The sequence below is a fragment of the Streptococcus sp. 959 genome, assembly GCF_013277075.1.
GTDB lineage: Bacteria > Bacillota > Bacilli > Lactobacillales > Streptococcaceae > Streptococcus > Streptococcus pseudopneumoniae_C.
This window is the reverse complement of record NZ_VMMF01000009.1, coordinates 55,352-76,548: the sequence shown is the minus strand read 5'-3', so window position 1 is coordinate 76,548 and position 21,197 is coordinate 55,352. Positions and strand designations below refer to the sequence as shown.

The following is a 21,197-nucleotide window of genomic DNA, read 5'->3' as shown; positions in this document are numbered from 1 at the left end:
GACAATATGAAACAACTATCTAGTGCACAAGTACGCCAAATGTGGCTTGATTTCTGGGCGACCAAAGGTCACTCAGTAGAACCATCAGTAAGTTTGGTTCCTGTAAATGACCCAACTCTTTTGTGGATCAACTCTGGGGTAGCAACCCTTAAGAAATACTTTGACGGAACTATTATCCCTGAAAATCCACGTATTACCAATGCCCAAAAGGCTATCCGTACCAACGATATTGAAAACGTAGGGAAGACTGCGCGTCACCATACCATGTTTGAAATGTTGGGGAACTTCTCTATCGGAGATTACTTCCGTGACGAAGCTATCACTTGGGCTTATGAGCTTTTGACAAGCCCTGAGTGGTTTGACTTCCCTGCTGAAAAACTTTACATGACCTACTATCCAGACGATAAAGATTCATACAACCGCTGGATTGAAGTGGGAGTGGATCCAAGTCACTTGATTCCAATCGAGGACAACTTCTGGGAAATCGGTGCTGGGCCTTCTGGACCCGATACAGAGATTTTCTTTGACCGTGGAGAAGCTTTTGATCCAGAAAATATCGGTCTTCGTTTACTTGCAGAAGATATTGAAAACGACCGTTATATCGAAATCTGGAACATCGTGTTATCACAATTTAACGCAGATCCTGCTGTTCCTCGTAGTGAATACAAGGAATTGCCACACAAGAACATTGATACGGGCGCTGGTTTGGAGCGTTTGGTGGCCGTTATCCAAGGGGCTAAGACCAACTTTGAAACGGACCTCTTCATGCCGATCATTCGTGAAGTGGAGAAATTGTCTGGTAAGGTCTATGACCAAGATGGCGACAACATGAGCTTTAAGGTCATCGCTGACCACATCCGTTCACTTTCATTTGCCATCGGTGATGGTGCCCTTCCAGGAAATGAAGGTCGTGGTTATGTCCTTCGTCGTCTTCTCCGTCGTGCTTCTATGCATGGTCAAAAATTGGGTATCAACGAGCCTTTCCTTTACAAACTGGTTCCAACTGTTGGAAAAATCATGGAAAGCTACTACCCAGAAGTGCTTGAAAAACGTGACTTTATCGAAAAAATCGTTAAGAGCGAAGAAGAATCATTTGCCCGTACCCTTCACTCAGGTCAACACTTTGCCCAAGGCATCGTAGCAGACTTGAAAGAAAAAGGCCAATCTGTCATTGCTGGTTCAGATGTCTTCAAACTTTATGACACTTATGGATTCCCAGTTGAATTGACTGAAGAAATCGCTGAAGAAGCTGGTATGACTGTTGACCGTGAAGGATTTGAAGCAGCCATGAAAGAACAGCAAGAGCGTGCGCGTGCCTCAGCTGTCAAAGGTGGCTCAATGGGGATGCAAAATGAAACCCTTCAAAACATCACTGTAGAAAGTGTCTTCAACTACAATGCTAGCCAATTGTCTTCGAAATTGGTGGCAATCGTGGCTGACAATGCAGAAGTAGAAGCTGTGTCAGAAGGAACTGCCTCACTTATCTTTGCGGAAACGCCATTCTACGCTGAAATGGGTGGACAGGTAGCTGACCACGGACAAATCTTGGATGAGTCAGGTAAGGTTGTGGCTACTGTGACAAATGTTCAAAAAGCTCCAAATGGACAAGCCCTTCATACTGTTGAAGTCCTTGCACCACTTGCCTTGAACCAAGAATATACCTTGGCAATTGATAGCAATCGTCGTCACCGTGTCATGAAAAACCACACTGCGACTCACTTGCTTCACGCTGCTCTTCACAATATCCTTGGAAACCACGCAACACAAGCAGGTTCTCTTAACGAAGTCGAATTCCTTCGCTTTGACTTTACTCACTTCCAAGCTGTAACTGCTGAAGAATTGCGTGCCATTGAGCAGCAAGTTAACGAAAAAATCTGGGAAGCTCTTGAAGTGAAGACAGTTGAAACGGATATTGACACTGCTAAAGAGATGGGAGCTATGGCCCTCTTTGGTGAGAAATACGGTAAGGAAGTCCGTGTTGTTACTATCGGTGACTACTCTATCGAACTTTGTGGTGGTACCCACGTTGGCAACACTTCTGAAATTGGTCTCTTCAAGATTGTCAAAGAAGAAGGGATTGGATCAGGAACTCGCCGTATCTTGGCAGTGACTGGTAAGGAAGCCTTTGAAGCCTATCGTGAACAAGAAGATGCTCTTAAAGCAGTCGCAGCAACCTTGAAAGCACCTCAAGTTAAGGAAGTACCTCACAAGGTAGAAGGACTTCAAGAACAACTTCGTCAACTTCAAAAAGAAAATGCTGAGTTGAAAGAAAAGGCCGCAGCTGCAGCCGCAGGCGATATCTTCAAGGACGTTAAGGAAGTCAATGGTCACCGTTACATTGCTAGCCAAGTATCTGTATCTGACGCTGGTGCCCTTCGTACTTTTGCGGATAACTGGAAACAAAAAGACTACTCTGATCTTCTTGTCCTAGTTGCTGCTATCGGTGACAAAGTCAATGTTCTTGTAGCAAGCAAGACAAAAGACCTTCATGCAGGAAACCTTGTCAAAGAATTAGCACCAATCGTCGATGGACGTGGTGGTGGTAAACCAGACATGGCCATGGCAGGAGGAAGCAACCAAGCTAAAATCCAAGAATTGTTGGATGCGGTAGCAGATAAATTGTAATCAAGCAATACTCTTCGAAAATCAAATTCAAACCTCGTCAGCTTCACCTTGGATTTTATATGAGACTGACTTCGTCAGTCTTATCTACAACCTCAAAGCAGTGCTTTGAGCAACCTGCGGCTAGCTTCCTAGTTTGCTCTTTGATTTTCATTGAGTATAAAGATCTATCCATTTGGGTAGGTCTTTTTCATACTTAAAAAGCCAAATCCGATGGGATCTGGCTTGATAATCATTGAGTATTAGATTGTATTGGCTGCCCAGACACTTACCGAAGCAGCTGAGACTGGGAATTGTCCATAACCTTCTTCATTAATTGTAACTTGACCGTGGTGGTTGCCAAGCAAGTCCACAAAGGTTTGGTTAGTCCATTCTTGGCCGATAAACATTGACTTGCTGTTTTCTTGGTCATTTGAAATCAAGACTGCGATTGGGGCTTGATTTTCAGCACCTGAACGTACCCAACCGATACAGTTAGCATGGTCAAAGTAGTCTGTTTGTTCTCCATAGGCCAAATCTTTTCGGATGGCTAGGAGGCGGTCAAGGACTTCTTTGAAATCTTGTTGAGCATACTGCCCTGAAATCCCATAGTAGTCTCCGTAAAAGATACATGGCAGTCCATTTTGGCGTAATAGAATAAGGGCATAGGCTGCTGGTTTGAACCATTCTTTAACAGTCGACTCAAGGGCTTGTCCTCGTTGGGTATCATGGTTGTCGACAAAGGTTACAGCCTTGTCGGGCTTGAGTTCAACCAAGCTATCTGTGAAAATGCCACGAAGGTCGTAGTTGGAACCAGCTCGGCTAGCATCAAAGAGATTCTGGTGGAGACGAACATCGACAAGGTCAAAGCGTTCTTCCGTTTTTTCAAGATAGTCTAGATTGGCTTCCTTATCGGGATTCCAAAATTCACCAAAAACATAGAAATCGTCACCGTATTTTTCCTTCATATCGCGGATAAAATTGCGCATAAAGAAAGAGTCAATGTGTTTGACGGCATCCAAGCGGAAACCAGCAATACCAGTCGTTTCCATGAACCAGTCAGCCCAGTCATAGATGTTTTTGATAACTTCAGGATGCTTAAAGTCTAGGTCGGCATACATGAGGTAGTCGTAGTTACCGTTTTCGTTATCGACCAATTCCTCGTTGGCCCAGCCCTTGTTGTCTCCTTGAATGAGATAAATCCCAGATTTACGGCGTTTGGCATCATAGTCTGTACCGGTGAAGTGGTACCAGTGCCAGTGGAAGTCATTGTAGGTATCTTGGCGACCATCGAAGGTAAAACTAGTCCAACCATTGATGGTGAAGGGTTCTCCAAGTTCCACTGTACGGTCTACAGGATCCACTTCAATAACCTGAAAGGCTTCCATGTGATCAGCAGCAGCTTTGTGATTGAGCACCACATCGGCCATAGGTTGAATTCCTTGTGCTTTTAGGGCTTGAATGGCTTGAAGATAGTCTTCTTTAAAACCATACTTGGTGCGGACAGTTCCTTTTTGGTTAAACTCACCAAGGTCAAATAGGTCATAGACCCCATAGCCTACATCTTTTTCGTTTGTGGCCTTGAAGGCTGGTGGCATCCAGACGTGACTAATTCCCAGATCAGCTAGGTGTTGAGCATCTTCAGCCAGACGCGTCCAATGTTGACCGTCGTGGGGCAGATACCATTCAAAGTATTGCATGAGTGTTTGATTTTGCATGATGTTTCCTCTTACTTGTCAGTCTTGTTCTTTATTCTATCATAAACTATTTCTTGACGCAAACGTTTGCGTAATACTGAATAATAAGTTTTTGACTATTTTATATAAAATGTTGATTTTTAAAATGAAAGCGCTATAATAATAGTGAATTACATAGATAAAGAGAGGAGATTTCTCATGATTGAATTTCAAAATGTTAGTAAGTTGTATGGTGATAAAGAGGCCTTGAGCAATCTCAATTTGCAGATTGAAAATGGGGAGATTATGGGCTTGATTGGCCATAATGGGGCTGGAAAATCGACCACTATAAAATCTTTAGTCAGTATCATTTCTCCCAGCAGTGGTCGTATTTTAGTAGATGGTCAGGATTTATCGGAAAATCGCTTGGCTATTAAACGAAAGATTGGTTATGTAGCAGACTCGCCTGACTTATTTTTACGCTTAACGGCCAATGAATTTTGGGAATTGCTTGCTTCATCCTATGATTTGAGCAGCTCTGACTTGGAAGCTAGTTTAGCTAGGCTATTGAACGTTTTTGATTTTGCTGAAAATCGCTATCAGGTCATTGAAACCCTTTCTCACGGAATGCGTCAGAAAGTCTTTGTCATCGGAGCACTCTTGTCTGATCCTGATATTTGGGTCTTGGACGAACCCTTGACTGGTTTGGATCCCCAGGCTGCTTTTGATTTGAAACAGATGATGAAGGAACATGCACAAAAAGGCAAGACAGTCTTGTTTTCAACCCATGTCTTAGAGGTAGCCGAGCAAGTTTGTGATCGGATTGCTATTTTGAAAAAGGGGCATTTGATTTATTGTGGTAGCGTGGAGGACTTGAGGAAAGACCATCCAGATCAGTCTTTGGAAAGTATCTACCTTAGCCTTGCTGGTAGAAAAGAGGAGGTTTCAGATGCGTCTCAAGGTCATTAAAAAATTAGTTGATATCAATATCCTCTATTCATCTCAAGAAGCTAATCTGGCTAACCTACGAAAGAAGCAAGCTAAAAATCCTGGAAAAAAAGTAAATGTTTCCGCTAGAGTCCTAAGTTCTTACATTTTTTCCAGTCTCTTGATGCTTTTCATGTTTATAAATATAGCCTTTCGTTTTCCTTTTGAGGAAATACCAAGTTTTTTTAGTAGCATGGTTGCTATTTTACTGGTGCTTGCCTTTTCAACTTCTTTCACTGCATTTTACAATGTCTTTTATGAGAGTAAGGACTTGGCATCGTATAGGCCCTATGCCTTTAAAGAATCAGAGATTATAATTGCAAAAGGACTGTCTGTCCTTTTGCCAGCTCTAACTGGAATTGTACCAATCCTAGCTTATTTTCTAGTCCTCTATATTAGGCTAGCTCCTTCTCTGTGGCTGGGCTTGCCTTTGATGCTGCTGTCCTTGGCCCTATTATTTGTCTCTGTTACTTTAGTGATGGTAGTGGCAGTACATTTCTTGGCTCAGACTACGGTCTTCAGAAAGTATCAGTCTATTTTTTCGAATGTGATGATTGGGATAGGAGTTCTCATACCTTTAATATTTGTCCTCTTTCTACAGTCGACTTTTGGAAGTATTGTTGACAAAGTTAGAGACATTCCATTTCTCCTTTATCCTCTTCATCTCTTTTACAAAATAGCAGTGGAGCCTTTTTCAACAGAAGCCATCCTGGGTCTGCTCGCTTGGATAGCTTTAACTGTTTTCTTGCTTTACCTGACCAAAAAGAAGGTTTTTCCTCATTTTTATGACGTGATTCTGCTTAACAGTGAGGAGAAGGTCAAGAAAGAACGTCGCAGTAAGGAGAGGATTTCAACTACTAAAAAGGGCTTTTTCCGTATGGTTTTACGCTACCACCTCACCCTCTTGGGACAGGGAACTGGCGTGATTACAGTGCTTTTTACAAGTGCTTTCCTTCCTTATCTCATGATGATTGGTCTGATTTCCAAAATCCGAGATTCTCAGATAGTTCCAGATATTCATCCTACATACTGGTTACCCTTGTTTTTTATAGCTCTCTTTATAGCAGTTGTCAATAACAATATTACCAGCCTGCCTTCAATTGCCTTTTCCTTGGAGAGGGAAAATGTTGATTTTCTTAAGAGTTTACCCTTTGACTTTGCTCGTTATGTGAAAGTGAAATTTTGGATTATATTTGCTGTCCAGTCCTTTTTACCAGTTCTGACTTTACTTGGCCTTTCTCTATATCTAGGATTGCCCATCCTTTCGATGATTTACCTTCTTGTGGCATGGATCCTTGCTAGTATCATCCTTTCTTGCCACCATTACTTTAAGGACGTAAAAAATCTGTCAACCAATTGGAGTAGCATTACGGACTTGGTGAACCGTTCAAATCGTATAGTAGCAATTGTTTTGATCTTGGTTTATAGTGTTATATTAATGATTTTAGTCATTGGTAGCTTGTTCTTAGTTAAGTCTCTCTTCCCTGTCCTTGCCATCAGCTTGGGAGTAGGAGCTCCTATCCTCTTGCTTGGTCTTGCTATTTTTGGCTATCATTACTACCTGTCACGCATATTGGCAGAAATAGAAAAAAGATGAGCTAGTTGGTCGCCTGCTTGATAAATTTTATAAAAAGAAATGAAGCTGAGCAAAAAACCACTTCTAACTATCAAAAAACGAGTATTTCCGTAGATGGAGATACTCGTTTTTCTAGGTCATTTTTGTTATCATAACAAAAAAACGACTAGAAATTTATAACAATGTATAAATCCTATAGCATCAATTGCTTAAATTTTGGACTAGATTTTATCTATGATGTTTTGAAGGTTAATGGAGCTTGAGATGTTTGCTATTTATGGATAGTGTACAAAGTAAATTGTTACTGGCGAGCTCTCTCATGCTTTTGGGTTTGCCTTTCATCTAGTTATTCTTATAAAAATCCGTTTTATACTCAATGAGAAACAAAGAGCAAACTAGGAAGCTAGCCTCAGGTTGCTCAAAGCACCGCTTTGAGGTTGCAGATAAAGCTGACGTGGTTTGAAGAGTATTAGACTAATTCCCACTTTGGTAAGTCAAGTGGAAGTCACTTTGAGAAATTAGCCTGAAATAATTCCTATTTGTAAAACTCTGATAAGTCTTGGCTGATTTTCCAGAAATGTGGTATAATTTTTCTTATGGAAAAGATTATCATTACAGCAACTGCTGAAAGTATTGAACAAGTTAAACAACTGCTCGAAGCTGGCGTAGACCGTATCTATGTCGGTGAGAAAGATTTTGGCCTTCGTCTGCCAACAACCTTTAGTCATGACCAATTGCGTGAAATCGCTAATCTGGTTCATGATGCTGGTAAGGAATTGATCGTTGCAGTCAATGCCCTTATGCACCAAGACATGATGGACCGTATCAAGCCTTTCCTCGATTTCTTGGAAGAAATCCATACAGACTACATTACGATTGGGGATGCAGGTGTCTTTTATGTGGTCAATCGCGATGGTTATTCCTTTAAGACCATCTACGATGCTTCGACTATGGTAACTAGCAGTCGCCAGATTAACTTCTGGGGACAAAAGGCTGGTGCATCTGAGGCTGTTTTGGCGCGTGAAATTCCATCAGCTGAACTTTTCAAAATGCCAGAAATTTTGGAAATTCCTGCTGAAGTTTTGGTGTATGGTGCTAGTGTTATTCACCATTCCAAACGTCCGCTCTTGCAAAACTACTATAACTTTACGCATATCGATGATGAAAAGACTCGCAAGCGTGACCTTTTCTTGGCTGAGCCAAGTGATCCTGAGAGTCATTACTCTATCTTTGAAGACAATCATGGAACCCACATTTTTGCCAACAATGATCTTGATTTGATGACCAAATTGACAGAATTGGTAGAGCATGGTTTCACTCACTGGAAACTAGAAGGGCTCTACACACCAGGTCAAAACTTTGTTGAGATTGCAAAACTCTTTATCCAAGCGCGTAGCTTGATTCAAGAGGGCAACTTTAGCCATGACCAAGCCTTCTTGCTGGATGAAGAAGTTCGTAAACTTCACCCTAAAAACCGTTTCCTTGATACAGGATTTTATGACTACGATCCTGACATGGTTAAATAAAGTAAATGATTCGTTGAGAGAAGGAAGATGCAAACATTTCTTCTCTCAATTTTTCTTATTCTCCAATATTTTCAAAAAATCAGTAGGCTAGGATGCTCTGTTTACTGGGAATTTTAATACAAGTAACCTTCTTGAGTTTGAAAATTATCCCATGTTTGCAGGTGCCAAATGGCCCTTTTTTTGGTATAATTTTTTATAATGAAAACGATTGGTAATCGCTATGTTGTGGTTGATTTAGAGGCAACTAGCACAGGTAGTAAGGCTAAAATTATCCAAGTGGGAATTGTCGTGATTGAGGACGGAAAAATCGTCGATCACTATACGACGGATGTCAATCCACATGAACCCTTAGATGCTCATATCAAAGAACTGACAGGGCTAACTGACAAACGTCTGGCGCAAGCACCTGATTTTTCGCAAGTTGCCAGAAAAATTTTTGACTTGGTGGAGGATGGGATTTTTGTAGCCCACAATGTTCAGTTTGATGCCAATCTTTTGGCGGAAAATTTATTTTTTGAAGGCTATGAACTAAGAAATCCTCGTGTTGACACGGTCGAATTGGCTCAGGTCTTTTTCCCTGAACTGGAAAAATATAGCTTGCCGATATTGTGTCGAGAATTAGGGATTCCTCTAAAACATGCTCACACAGCCCTTTCAGATGCCCAAGCTACTGCGGAATTACTCTTATTTATACGGGAAAAGATGGCCCAGCTTCCTAAAGGTCTCTTGGAACGCTTGCTGGAAATGGCTGACGCTCTCTTGTATGAGTCCTACCTGGTTATTGAAGAAATTTATCGCAGCCAATCTATCCTGAGTTCTCCAGACTTGGTTGAAGTTCAAGGACTGTATTTCAAGAAAACTGCAGCTTCTCTGGAACCACGAAAACTATCTCAAGACTTTTCTAAAAATATTTCTCTATTGAACCTTGAAGTGAGGGAGGAGCAAGAAAGTTTTGCTAAAGAGGTTGGCTTGCTATTGAAAGATGAGCCTGTATCATTAATTCAAGCGCCGACAGGGATTGGGAAAACCTATGGCTATCTCTTACCCGCTTTGTCCCAAGTAAAAGAGCGTCAGATTGTCCTTAGCGTTCCGACAAAGATTCTTCAAAATCAAATCATGGAAGAAGAAGGTAAACGTCTCAAGGAAGTCTTCCATATAGATATTTATAGTTTAAAGGGACCACACAATTATCTGAAGTTGGATGCCTTTTATCGTTCCTTGCAGGAAAATGATGAAAATCGCTTATTTAGACGCTTTAAAATGCAACTCTTGGTTTGGCTAACAGAGACAGAAACGGGGGATTTGGATGAAATTGGGCAACTCTACCGTTACCAACATTTTCTAAAAGACCTTCGTCATGATGGGAATTTATCATCTCAAAGCTTATTTGTGACTGAAGATTTTTGGAAACGTAGTCAAGAAAGGGCACAAACCTGCAAGCTTTTAGTGACCAATCATGCCTATCTTGTAACCAGACTGGAAGATAATCCTGAATTTGTCAGTGACCGTTTATTGATTATTGATGAAGTTCAAAAAGTTTTGTTGGCTCTAGAAAATCTGCTTCAACAGACCTACGATATCCAGTCTATTGTCGATTTGATTGATAAGGCTTTACTGGAGGAGCAAAATAAGGTTCAGCAACGAATACTAGAAAGTATTCGCTTTGAGTGCCTTTACTTGATTGAACAATTTCAGTCTGGAAAATCTAAGAAAAATATCTTAGATTCTCTTGCCAATCTCCATCAATATTTTTCAGAAATAGAAGTAGAAGGCTTTGGGGAGTTGGTCCGCTATTTTACAGCTGACCGAGATTACTGGCTTGAAGCAACTGAAACGAGTCAAAAGAAAATTCAGATTTCTTCTACGAAATCATGCCGTATTCTTCTATCTTCCTTAGTGCCTGATTCATGTCAAGTCTTGGGAGTGTCGGCCACTCTTGAGATTAGTCAGAGGGTTTCTTTGGCAGACCTTTTAGGCTATCCTGAAGCCAAATTTGTCAAGGTTGAAGCTGGTAAAAAACAGGATCAAGAAGTGGTCTTGGTCAAAGATTTCCCTCTGGTGACAGAAACTTCCTTAGAAGTCTATGCCAAAGAAGTAGCTGATTTACTAGTGGAAATTCAAGCTTTCCAGCAACCAATTTTGGTTCTCTTTACTGCCAAAGACATGCTTCTAGCAGTATCGGATTTACTTCCAGTTAGCCATCTGGCCCAGTATAAAAATGGCGATGTTCATCAACTGAAGAAACGCTTTGAAAAAGGAGAACAACAAATCTTGCTTGGTGCAGCAAGTTTCTGGGAGGGAGTTGATTTTTCAAGTCATCCTTTTGTGATTCAAGTTGTACCAAGACTTCCTTTCCAAAATCCTCAAGATCCCTTGACGAAAAAGATTAATCAGGAATTGAATCAAGAAGGGAAAAATGCCTTTTATGATTATCAATTGCCGATGGCTATTATTCGTTTAAAACAGGCTTTGGGAAGAAGTATGAGACGTGAACACCAACGTTCCTTAACCCTCATTCTGGATAGAAGAATTGTTGGAAAACGATACGGCAAGCAAATTGTGACTTCTCTAGCAAAAGAAGCGACTGTTAAAACCGTCTCTCGATCCGAAGTTGATGAGGCTGTTGATAAATTTTTAAATGAACTTTGATAAATAGTATTGTATGAAAGTATAAGGTTAGTATATATGAAACGTTCTCTCGACTCTAGAGTCGATTATAGTTTGCTATTGCCAGTGTTTTTCCTACTGGTTATCGGCGTGGTGGCTATTTATATAGCCGTTAGTCATGATTATCCAAATAATATTTTGCCCATTTTAGGACAGCAGGTCGCCTGGATTGCCTTGGGGCTTGTGATTGGTTTTGTGGTCATGCTCTTTAATACAGAATTTCTTTGGAAAGTGACCCCTTTTCTATATATTTTAGGCTTGGGACTCATGGTTCTGCCGATCGTCTTTTATAATCCAAGTCTAGTTGCATCAACGGGTGCCAAAAACTGGGTATCAATAAATGGAATTACCCTATTCCAACCGTCAGAATTTATGAAGATATCCTATATCCTCATGTTGGCTCGTGTCATTGTCCAATTTACAAAGAAACATAAGGAATGGCAACGTACAGTTCCGCTGGACTTTTTATTAATTTTTTTGATGATTGTCTTTACCATTCCAGTCCTAGTTCTTTTGGCACTTCAAAGTGACTTAGGGACGGCTTTGGTTTTTGTAGCTATTTTCTCAGGAATCGTCTTGTTATCAGGAGTTTCTTGGAAAATTATTATTCCAGTATTTGTGACTGCTGTAACAGGAGTTGCTGGATTCTTAGTCATTTTTATCAGTAAGGGTGGTCGGGCTTTTCTCCATCAATTGGGGATGCCGACCTACCAAATCAATCGTATCTTGGCTTGGCTTAATCCATTTGACTTTGCCCAAACAACCACTTACCAGCAGGCTCAAGGACAGATTGCCATTGGGAGCGGTGGCTTATTTGGTCAAGGTTTTAATGCTTCTAATCTGCTTATTCCAGTTCGTGAGTCGGATATGATTTTCACGGTGATCGCAGAAGATTTTGGATTTATTGGCTCAGTCCTTGTTATTGCCCTTTACCTCATGCTCATTTACCGTATGTTGAAGATTACTCTCAAATCAAATAACCAGTTCTACACCTATATTTCCACAGGTTTGATTATGATGTTACTCTTCCATATCTTTGAGAATATCGGTGCCGTGACAGGTTTGCTTCCTTTGACTGGGATTCCCTTGCCATTCATTTCTCAAGGGGGATCGGCTATTATCAGTAACTTGATTGGTGTTGGCTTGCTTTTATCGATGAGTTACCAGACAAACCTAGCTGAAGAAAAGAGTGGAAAAGTCCGATTCAAGCGGAAAAAGGTTGTATTAAAACGAATCAAATAAGGAGAAAATAATGGTTAAAGTAGCAGTTATGTTAGCTCAGGGCTTTGAAGAAATTGAAGCTTTGACAGTTGTAGATGTCTTGCGTCGGGCAAATATCACTTGTGATATGGTTGGTTTTGAAGAGCAAGTGACGGGTTCACATGCAATCCAAGTCACAGCAGATCGTGTCTTTGATGGTGATTTATCAGACTATGATATGATTGTCCTTCCTGGCGGGATGCCTGGTTCTGCACATTTGCGCGATAATCAGGCTTTGATTCAAGAATTGAAAAGCTTCGAGCAAGAAGGAAAGAAACTGGCAGCCATTTGTGCGGCGCCAATTGCCCTCAATCAAGCAGGGCTATTGAAAAATAAGCAGTACACTTGCTATGATGGCGTTCAAGAGCAAATCCTTGATGGTCAATATGTCAAGGAAACAGTAGTGGTAGATGGTCATTTGACAACCAGTCGAGGTCCCTCTACAGCCCTTGCCTTTGCCTACGAGTTGGTGGAGCAGCTAGGAGGGGACGCAGAGAGTTTACGAACAGGAATGCTCTATCGAGATGTCTTTGGTAAAAATCAGTAAAACGGGAGTCAACCTCTCGTTTTTTTATGTGGAAAACTCAGGGAAATCATCGCTTTTTTAACGAAAAAATGGTATAATGAAAGCTATGAAAAATCACGATTATATCTGGGATTTAGGTGGAACTTTACTGGATAATTATGAAACTTCAACAGCTGCATTTGTTGAAACATTAGCGCTGTATGGTATCACACAAGATCATGACAGTGTCTATCAGGCTTTAAAGGTTTCTACTGATTTTGCGATTGAGACATTCGCTCCCAACTTAGAACATTTTTTAGAAAAGTACAAGGAAAATGAAGCCAGAGAGCTTGAACATCCGATTTTATTTGATGGAGTTTCTGACTTATTGGAGGACATTTCAAATCAAGGTGGGCGTCATTTCTTGGTTTCTCACAGAAATGATCAGGTCTTAGAAATTTTAGAAAAAACCTCTATAGCAGCTTATTTTACAGAAGTAGTCACTTCTAGCTCAGGCTTTAAGAGAAAACCAAATCCTGAGTCTATGATTTATTTAAGAGAAAAGTATCAGATTAGCTCTGGTCTTGTTATTGGTGATCGGTCGATTGATATCGAAGCAGGTCAAGCAGCAGGATTGGATACCCACTTGTTTACCAGTATCGTGAATTTAAGACAAGTATTAGACATGTAAGAAAAAGGAATAAGATGACAGAAGAAATCAAAAATCTGCAGGCACAGGATTATGATGCCAGTCAAATTCAAGTTTTAGAGGGCTTAGAGGCTGTTCGTATGCGTCCAGGGATGTATATCGGGTCAACCTCAAAAGAAGGTCTTCACCATCTAGTCTGGGAAATTGTTGATAACTCAATTGACGAAGCTTTGGCAGGATTTGCCAGCCATATTCAAGTCTTTATTGAGCCAGATAATTCGATTACTGTTGTTGATGATGGGCGTGGTATCCCAGTCGATATTCAGGAAAAAACAGGCCGACCTGCCGTTGAGACTGTCTTTACTGTCCTTCATGCTGGAGGAAAGTTTGGCGGTGGTGGCTACAAGGTCTCAGGTGGTCTTCACGGAGTGGGGTCGTCAGTAGTTAACGCCCTTTCCACTCAATTAGATGTTCATGTCCACAAAAACGGTAAGATTCATTACCAAGAATACCGTCGTGGTCATGTTGTTGCTGATCTTGAGGTAGTCGGAGATACAGATAGAACTGGAACAACAGTTCATTTTACACCGGACCCAGAAATCTTCACTGAAACAACAACCTTTGATTTTGATAAATTAAATAAACGGATTCAAGAGTTGGCCTTTCTAAATCGCGGTCTTCAAATCTCCATCACAGATAAGCGCGAAGGTTTGGAACAAACTAAGCATTACCATTATGAAGGTGGGATTGCTAGCTACGTTGAATATATCAATGAGAATAAGGATGTTATCTTTGATACACCAATCTACACCGATGGTGAGATGGATGATATCACAGTCGAAGTAGCTATGCAGTACACAACGGGTTACCATGAAAATGTCATGAGTTTCGCCAATAACATTCACACCCATGAAGGTGGTACGCATGAACAAGGTTTCCGTACGGCACTAACTCGCGTTATCAACGATTATGCTCGTAAAAATAAGTTACTGAAAGACAATGAAGACAACCTAACAGGGGAAGATGTCCGTGAAGGCTTAACTGCAGTTATTTCAGTTAAACACCCAAATCCACAGTTTGAAGGACAAACCAAGACCAAATTGGGCAATAGTGAAGTGGTTAAGATTACCAATCGTCTTTTCAGTGATGCCTTCTCTGATTTCCTCATGGAAAATCCACAGATTGCCAAACGTATCGTGGAAAAAGGGATCTTGGCTGCTAAGGCTCGTGTAGCTGCCAAGCGTGCGCGTGAAGTTACCCGTAAAAAATCTGGTTTGGAAATTTCTAACCTTCCAGGGAAACTAGCAGACTGTTCTTCTAACAATCCTGCGGAAACAGAACTCTTCATTGTCGAAGGAGACTCAGCGGGTGGGTCAGCAAAATCTGGTCGTAACCGTGAGTTCCAAGCTATCTTGCCAATTCGTGGTAAAATCTTGAACGTTGAAAAAGCTAGCATGGATAAGATTCTAGCCAACGAAGAAATTCGTAGTCTTTTTACAGCTATGGGAACAGGATTTGGAGCAGAATTTGATGTTTCAAAAGCCCGTTACCAAAAACTCGTTTTGATGACAGATGCCGATGTCGATGGAGCCCACATTCGTACCCTTCTTTTGACATTAATTTATCGTTATATGAAACCAATCCTAGAAGCTGGTTATGTTTATATCGCCCAACCACCAATCTATGGTGTCAAGGTTGGAAGCGAGATTAAAGAATACATCCAGCCAGGCGCAGATCAAGAAATCAAACTCCAAGAAGCCTTGGCCCGTTATAGTGAAGGTCGTACCAAACCAACTATTCAGCGTTATAAGGGTCTAGGTGAAATGGACGACCATCAGTTATGGGAAACAACCATGGATCCCGAACATCGCTTGATGGCCAGAGTTTCTGTGGATGATGCTGCAGAAGCAGATAAAATCTTTGATATGTTGATGGGGGATCGAGTAGAGCCTCGTCGTGAGTTTATCGAAGAAAATGCTGTCTATAGTACACTTGATGTCTAAAAAATCGGGAGAAGTAGTTCCCTTGGTCTAAAAAATATGATATAATCATTACGATTGTTTCAAGTAAAAAAGGAGTTTAATATGTCTGCTAGACTAGTAATTTATTTAATAATTGCAGTTGCAGTTTTATTGGTCATTGCCTATGCTATCGCAATCTATGTAAGGAAGCGCAATGAAAGTAAATTAGCAATTTTAGAAGAGAAAAAAGAAGAGCTTTATAATCTTCCGGTTAATGATGAAGTTGAAGCTGTAAAAAATATGCACTTGATTGGACAAAGTCAGGTGACTTTCCGTGAATGGAACCAAAAATGGGTTGACCTATCTCTTAACTCTTTTGCAGATATCGAAAATAATCTTTTCGAGGCAGAAGGCTATAACAACTCATTCCGTTTTTTCAAAGCCAGTCATCAAATTGATCAAATTGAGAGCCAAATTACTTTGATTGAAGAAGATATTGCGGCAATTCGCAATGCCTTGGCAGATTTGGAGAAACAAGAGTCTAAAAACAGTGGACGTGTTCTGCATACCTTGGACTTGTTTGAAGAGTTGCAACACCGAGTTGCTGATCATTCTGAAGAATATGGACAAGGTTTGTCTGAAATCGAAAAACAATTGGAAAATATCCAATCAGAGTTTTCTCAGTTTGTAACTTTAAATTCGTCTGGTGACCCAGTAGAAGCTGCTGTGATTTTGGATAATGCTGAAAATCATATATTGGCTTTAACACATATTGTTGATCGTATCCCAGCAATTGTAGCAACATTATCTAAAGATCTGCCTGATCAACTGGAAGATTTAGAAGATGGCTACCGTAAGCTTTTAGATGCTAATTATTATTTTGCTGAAACGGATATTGAAGCGCGTTTCCAACTGCTTTATGAAGCTCTCAAGAAAAATCATGAGAATATTGCGAAACTAGAATTGGATAATGCAGAGTATGAAAATACTCAAATCCAAGAAGAGATTAATGCACTTTATGATATCTTTACAAGAGAAATTGCGGCACAGAAAGTAGTAGAAGGTTTAGTAGCAACACTTCCTACTTATCTGCAGCACATGAAGGAAAATAATGCTTTATTGATAGAAGACATTGAGCGTTTGAGTAAAAACTATTTACTTTCTGAGTCAGATGCAAGTCATGTTCGTCGTTTACAGTCCGAATTAGAAAGCTTTGAGACTGCTATTATTGAGGCAACTTCAAATCAAGATGAACCAACTCAAGCATATTCAATTCTTGAAGAAAATCTTGAATCTTTACAGGAAAATCTTAAAGAGATTGAAGATGAACAGATTTCAGTTAGTGAGCGTCTTGCACGAATTGAGAAAGATGATATCAATGCACGTCAAAAAGCAAATGTATATGTTAATCGTCTCCATACAATCAAGAGATATATGGAAAAGCGGAACCTACCTGGTATTCCACAAACTTTCTTGAAGTTATTCTTTACAGCAAGTAATAATACGGAAGATTTAATGGCTGAATTAGAGCAAAACTTAGTCAATATAGAATCAGTTAACCGTATTCTTGAAATTGCAACGAAGGATATGGAAGAGCTTGAGACGGAAACTTATAATATTGTACAGTATGCAACCTTGACAGAGCAACTATTGCAATATTCTAATCGCTACCGCTCATTTGATGAACGCATCCAAGAAGCATTTAACGAAGCTTTAGATATTTTTGAAAAAGAATTTGATTATCACGCTTCATTTGACAAGATTTCTCAAGCATTGGAAGTGGCAGAGCCTGGTGTAACCAACCGCTTTGTTACCTCATATGAGAAAACACGTGAAACGATTCGTTTTTAATAAAAGAAAAAGATTTGATTGTGTGAGAAACAGAATCAAATCTTTTTTATAGTTGTGGGGAGATTTACTTCATTTTCTCTTGAGATTGAGTTTTTGCCCAGACTCTCTATCCCCTACCTCAAAACAGTGTTTTGAGCTGACTTCGTCAGTCTTATCTGCAGCTTCAAAGTGATGCTTTGAGCAATCTGTGGCTAGTTTTCTAGTTTGCTCTTTGATTTTTCATCGATTAGCAATAGACTTCAAAATTATAAAAACGCATAATAGCAGATGTAGAAAATCTTGCTACTATGCGTTTTATTATGGAAAGACTTAATGGATTTTTTCTCAAATCGAGTTTTTATACTCTTCGAAAATCTCTTCAAACAACGTCAGCTTCCATCTGCAACCTCAAAACAGTATTTTGAGCTGACTTCGTCAGTCTTATCTACAACCTCAAAGCAGTGCTTTGAGCAACCTACGGCTAGCTTCCTAGTTTGCTCTCTGATTTTCATTGAGTATTACTAAACTTCTTTACTTGATTGGGATTGAAATTCCAATTAATTTCTCTGAGTAGAGTGTCTTGATATTGGCCTCATCAATAGAGTCCTTATCAATTTTACGTTTCAAGAAAAATTCTTGGATAGCTTCGATTTCAGTTTCTCGAATAGCACGGTGTTTATTTGAGATGAGGATTTCATAGTGAAGCGGAGCTTGGGTAAAAATAACATCTGTATTTCCAGCAGAATAGACCTCAACAAGGGTTGCATCTGTACTTTCTAGCTGGCTTTTTACAAGTTGCGAGTGTGAGTTTGTCGTATTGATAAGCTTCATAACATTTCCTCCGATTTTCTAATACTATTATAGCACTTTTTGAATAAAGTCGCTTGATTTAGTCAATCTTATGCTGTTTTTTCCAAGATTCAATAGCCCATTTATGGCTACCACGTTTGAGATTTTCAATAGCCTCGTCAATAGGGAACCAGGCAATATGATTAAAGTCTTCTAGTGGCTTTTGCACTTCTTTAAAAGAAGTCGCTTCATAGAGATAGGCAGGATTGTAGTAGTAGGTATCACGGTGACGAGAGTAGAAATATTCGTTAGCTTGTCCGTAATAAGTACCAATTTCAGCTGTGAAGCCAAGCTCTTCAATCAATTCACGTTTTAGGGCTTCCTGATGGTTTTCACCTGCTTCAATTTCTCCACCTGGTAAGAACCAAGCACCATTTGGTGCTTGAACAAGAACAATTTGTTTTTGTTCAGTGTCAGGGATAACAGCATATACGCCATAACGAGCAACATAGTCAGTATTCGCTTTTTTTTCTCCGAAAGTTGGGTTTGCCATTGCATTTTCCTCATTATCTAGTATCTTTATTATTATCATAATGTACAAAGGGCAAGCTGTCAAGAAATTACAGTTATTTTAGTAAAAAAAGGAGCAGAAAATTTTCATTTTCTACTCCTTTTCTATAGGATTTATTTTTCTGTTTCAGAAGCTTTCACTTCAGCTTTTTTAGCAGATTTAATCTGAATCTTGCCCTTGCTGGTCATAACTGCCTTAAGGTCTTTTTCACTTGGATTTTCAAGGTAGTAGTCAGTGATTGCGTCCTCAATATAGTCTTGAATAGTACGACGAAGTGGGCGTGCTCCCATTTTTGGATCATAACCGAGGTCAACTAATTTTTCCTTGACCTTTTCAGTTACATCTAAATGAATATTGTTCCTAGAAAGGCGTTTGTTAACGTCTGCTAGCATAAGCTCGACAATCTGAAGGAGGTTATCTTTGCTGAGAGCCTTAAATTCGATAATACCATCAAAACGGTTCATAAACTCTGGGCTAAAGAAGTTACCGAGTTCACCGAGAACAGAGTTGGTACGTCCTTCGCGAGCAGCCCCAAATCCAACGCTGGCTTCTGCCTTACCTGTACCTGCATTTGAAGTCATGATGATGATGGCATCCTTGAAGCTAACGGTACGTCCTTGTCCATCTGTCAAACGACCATCGTCCAAGACCTGGAGGAACATGTGCATAACATCTGGATGGGCTTTCTCTACTTCATCCAAGAGAATAAGAGAATAGGGATTACGACGGATTTTTTCAGTTAATTGTCCAGCCTCATCGTAGCCAACATAACCTGGAGGGGCGCCGACCAACTTAGCTACGCTGTGTTTTTCCATGTATTCGCTCATGTCAAAGCGAATCATGCTATCAGCAGAACCAAAAAGTTCAATGGCTAGTTGTTTGGAAAGTTCTGTCTTACCGACCCCAGTTGGTCCGACAAAGAGGAAGCTTCCAATTGGACGGTTAGGCGTACCGAGACCGACACGATTACGGCGAATAGCCTTAGCGATCTTATCGACAGCATCGTCTTGCCCAATAACATGAGACTTGAGGTCTTCAGCTAGATGGATAAGTTGAGATTGTTCTTTCTCTTTCAAATCGCCAACAGGAATATTGGTTTTCTGCTCGATAATGTGCTCAATAGTTTTCTCGCTTATGATAGGTGTATCTTGGTCTGTGACCTTTTTCTTTTGCATTTCCTTATACTTGGCAATCTGGTCGCGGAAATAAGCCGCCTTCTCAAAATCTTCTTCTCGTGTAGCTTGAGATTTAAGATTTTCAGCCTCAATCAAGCGTTGATCAATCACTTTAGGATCGACAAAATTCAAGGTCAAGTTCATTTTAGAACCAGCTTCATCTAGGAGGTCAATGGCCTTGTCAGGCAAGAAGCGATCTTGGATGTAACGATTGGAAAGAGTTGCAGCAGCTTCAATCGCAGCATCGGTATATTGAACGTGGTGGTAGTCTTCGTATTTCTTTTGAATCCCTTTGAGGATAGTGATTGTTTCCTCCACCGTTGGTTCATCGACTTTAACAGGCTGCATACGACGTTCTAGGGCCGCATCTTTTTCAATGATACGGTATTCATTGAGGGTGGTAGCACCGACCAGTTGCAGTTCGCCACGAGCAAGAGCTGGTTTGAGGATGTTTCCTGCATCCATATTGCCATCGCCCGCAGAACCAGCACCAACAATTTCATGGATTTCATCGATAAAGAGGATGATGTCCTCACGTTTGCGAATTTCTTCCATGAGTTTTTGCATGCGTTCTTCAAATTGTCCACGGATCCCTGTTCCTTGAACCAGGCTAACCACATCTAGACGGATGACTTGTTTACCTTGGAGTTTATGTGGGACATCACCATCGACTATTTTCTGAGCTAGACCTTCGACAACGGCCGTTTTTCCGACACCTGGTTCACCGATAAGGACAGGATTATTCTTGGTTCTACGATTGAGAATCTCAATGACACGGATAATCTCATCGTCGCGCCCAATAACGGGATCTATATCTCCACGACGGGCAATTTCAGTTACGTTGATACCAAATTCTTCCAGTAGGCCTTTTTCTTGGCTTGGTAGAGGAGTTTGAGCAGGTCCACGATTTTGAGAACCATAACCGCCGTTTCCACCGTAACCTCCACCTGATTGGGTTGGGGGAATTGGAGGAGTATTGTTAGAAGGCCTGAAATTGTTTAGGTCATTGAAGAAATCACCAAAGGGATCAAAGTCACGATTGTTCAGATCCGTCATACCTTTAAAGAGGCTATTGTTAGGATCTGTCTTGATAATCTTATAGCAGTTTTGACAGAGGTCAATTTGTTTTTGTTTTCCATTGAGATTGGTGTAAAGATGAATTGTTGAGTCGTTAATTTTACAGTTTTGACAAAGCATACATCTACCTCATTTCTTTCTTTATCCTGATCTGTTCAAAGGTCAAAAATAGTCAAATTTCTATACTCTCATTATAACAGGATTGGGGTGTAAAGCAAGTAAAAAGATTGAAGCTTTGAGAAGTTGTTACAATGAAAATTTTTGAGATTTTAGGGAATAAAAAAATCCTATTTGTGAGACAAAAAGGATTTTGGTTAGACATGCAGGGTGTAATCCCAGCTTGTTTT

14 protein-coding genes are annotated in these 21,197 nt (G+C 40.3%); 10 read left to right on the top strand and 4 right to left on the bottom strand.

The annotated features are described in order from the left end of the window. Positions 1–6 precede the first annotated feature (6 nt). Entirely contained in the window at positions 7–2,625 is a 2,619-nt protein-coding gene (gene alaS / locus HT717_RS03065; protein ID WP_049539718.1) for an alanine--tRNA ligase, read from the top strand. Between the two features lie 239 nt (positions 2,626–2,864). Here the strand turns inward: alaS and HT717_RS03060 are convergent, their stop codons facing one another. Further along, on the bottom strand, positions 2,865–4,319 hold the full coding sequence (locus HT717_RS03060) for an alpha-amylase (RefSeq protein WP_049539252.1): 1,455 nt from the start codon (positions 4,317–4,319) through the stop codon (positions 2,865–2,867). A 177-nt stretch (positions 4,320–4,496) separates the two neighbouring features. Between HT717_RS03060 and HT717_RS03055 the strand changes: the two genes are divergently transcribed. The 9 genes from HT717_RS03055 to ezrA all read left to right on the top strand — a co-directional run bounded on the left by HT717_RS03055 (position 4,497) and on the right by ezrA (position 17,259). Next, positions 4,497–5,246 carry an ABC transporter ATP-binding protein gene (locus HT717_RS03055; protein WP_049539254.1) on the top strand — a complete coding sequence of 250 codons (750 nt, stop codon included), beginning with the start codon at positions 4,497–4,499 and terminating at the stop codon, positions 5,244–5,246. Further along, positions 5,227–6,861 carry a hypothetical protein gene (locus tag HT717_RS03050; RefSeq protein WP_049539256.1) on the top strand — a complete coding sequence of 545 codons (1,635 nt, stop codon included), beginning with the start codon at positions 5,227–5,229 and terminating at the stop codon, positions 6,859–6,861. Before HT717_RS03055 ends, HT717_RS03050 begins: the two co-directional genes overlap by 20 nt. A 575-nt stretch (positions 6,862–7,436) precedes the next feature. Next, on the top strand, positions 7,437–8,366 hold the full coding sequence (locus HT717_RS03045; RefSeq protein ID WP_060805587.1) for a peptidase U32 family protein: 930 nt from the start codon (positions 7,437–7,439) through the stop codon (positions 8,364–8,366). A gap of 198 nt (positions 8,367–8,564) precedes the next feature. Continuing rightward, the gene (locus HT717_RS03040) at positions 8,565–11,015 is read left to right on the top strand and encodes a bifunctional DnaQ family exonuclease/ATP-dependent helicase (RefSeq protein ID WP_173304354.1); all 2,451 of its coding nucleotides are present in this window, start codon (positions 8,565–8,567) and stop codon (positions 11,013–11,015) included. Positions 11,016–11,051: 36 nt separating this feature from the next. After that, positions 11,052–12,275, top strand: a complete 1,224-nt coding sequence (locus tag HT717_RS03035) for an FtsW/RodA/SpoVE family cell cycle protein (protein WP_173304352.1) — start codon at positions 11,052–11,054, stop codon at positions 12,273–12,275. A 10-nt stretch (positions 12,276–12,285) separates the two neighbouring features. After that, positions 12,286–12,840 carry a DJ-1 family glyoxalase III gene (locus tag HT717_RS03030; protein WP_173304349.1) on the top strand — a complete coding sequence of 185 codons (555 nt, stop codon included), beginning with the start codon at positions 12,286–12,288 and terminating at the stop codon, positions 12,838–12,840. An 85-nt stretch (positions 12,841–12,925) separates the two neighbouring features. Further along, a complete protein-coding gene (locus HT717_RS03025) occupies positions 12,926–13,489 on the top strand; it encodes an HAD family hydrolase (RefSeq protein ID WP_031240397.1) in 564 nt (187 codons plus the stop codon). Positions 13,490–13,503: 14 nt separating this feature from the next. Beyond that, positions 13,504–15,450: a DNA topoisomerase (ATP-hydrolyzing) subunit B gene (gyrB, locus tag HT717_RS03020; protein WP_049539264.1), complete on the top strand. Its 1,947-nt coding sequence runs from the start codon at positions 13,504–13,506 to the stop codon at positions 15,448–15,450. 81 nt (positions 15,451–15,531) lie between these two features. Next, positions 15,532–17,259 (top strand): septation ring formation regulator EzrA, encoded by a 1,728-nt coding sequence (ezrA, locus tag HT717_RS03015; RefSeq protein ID WP_049539266.1) that lies wholly within the window; start codon positions 15,532–15,534, stop codon positions 17,257–17,259. Positions 17,260–17,769: 510 nt separating this feature from the next. On the opposite strand, the gene HT717_RS03010 is transcribed toward ezrA, so the two are convergent. From HT717_RS03010 to HT717_RS03000, 3 genes are all read right to left on the bottom strand, one after another. Then, the gene (locus HT717_RS03010) at positions 17,770–18,069 is read right to left on the bottom strand and encodes a DUF1827 family protein (protein ID WP_000767197.1); all 300 of its coding nucleotides are present in this window, start codon (positions 18,067–18,069) and stop codon (positions 17,770–17,772) included. Between the two features lie 58 nt (positions 18,070–18,127). Further along, positions 18,128–18,580 (bottom strand): NUDIX hydrolase, encoded by a 453-nt coding sequence (locus HT717_RS03005; RefSeq protein WP_049540062.1) that lies wholly within the window; start codon positions 18,578–18,580, stop codon positions 18,128–18,130. A 131-nt stretch (positions 18,581–18,711) separates the two neighbouring features. Continuing rightward, entirely contained in the window at positions 18,712–20,970 is a 2,259-nt protein-coding gene (locus HT717_RS03000) for an ATP-dependent Clp protease ATP-binding subunit (RefSeq protein WP_173304348.1), read from the bottom strand. Positions 20,971–21,197 lie beyond the last annotated feature (227 nt).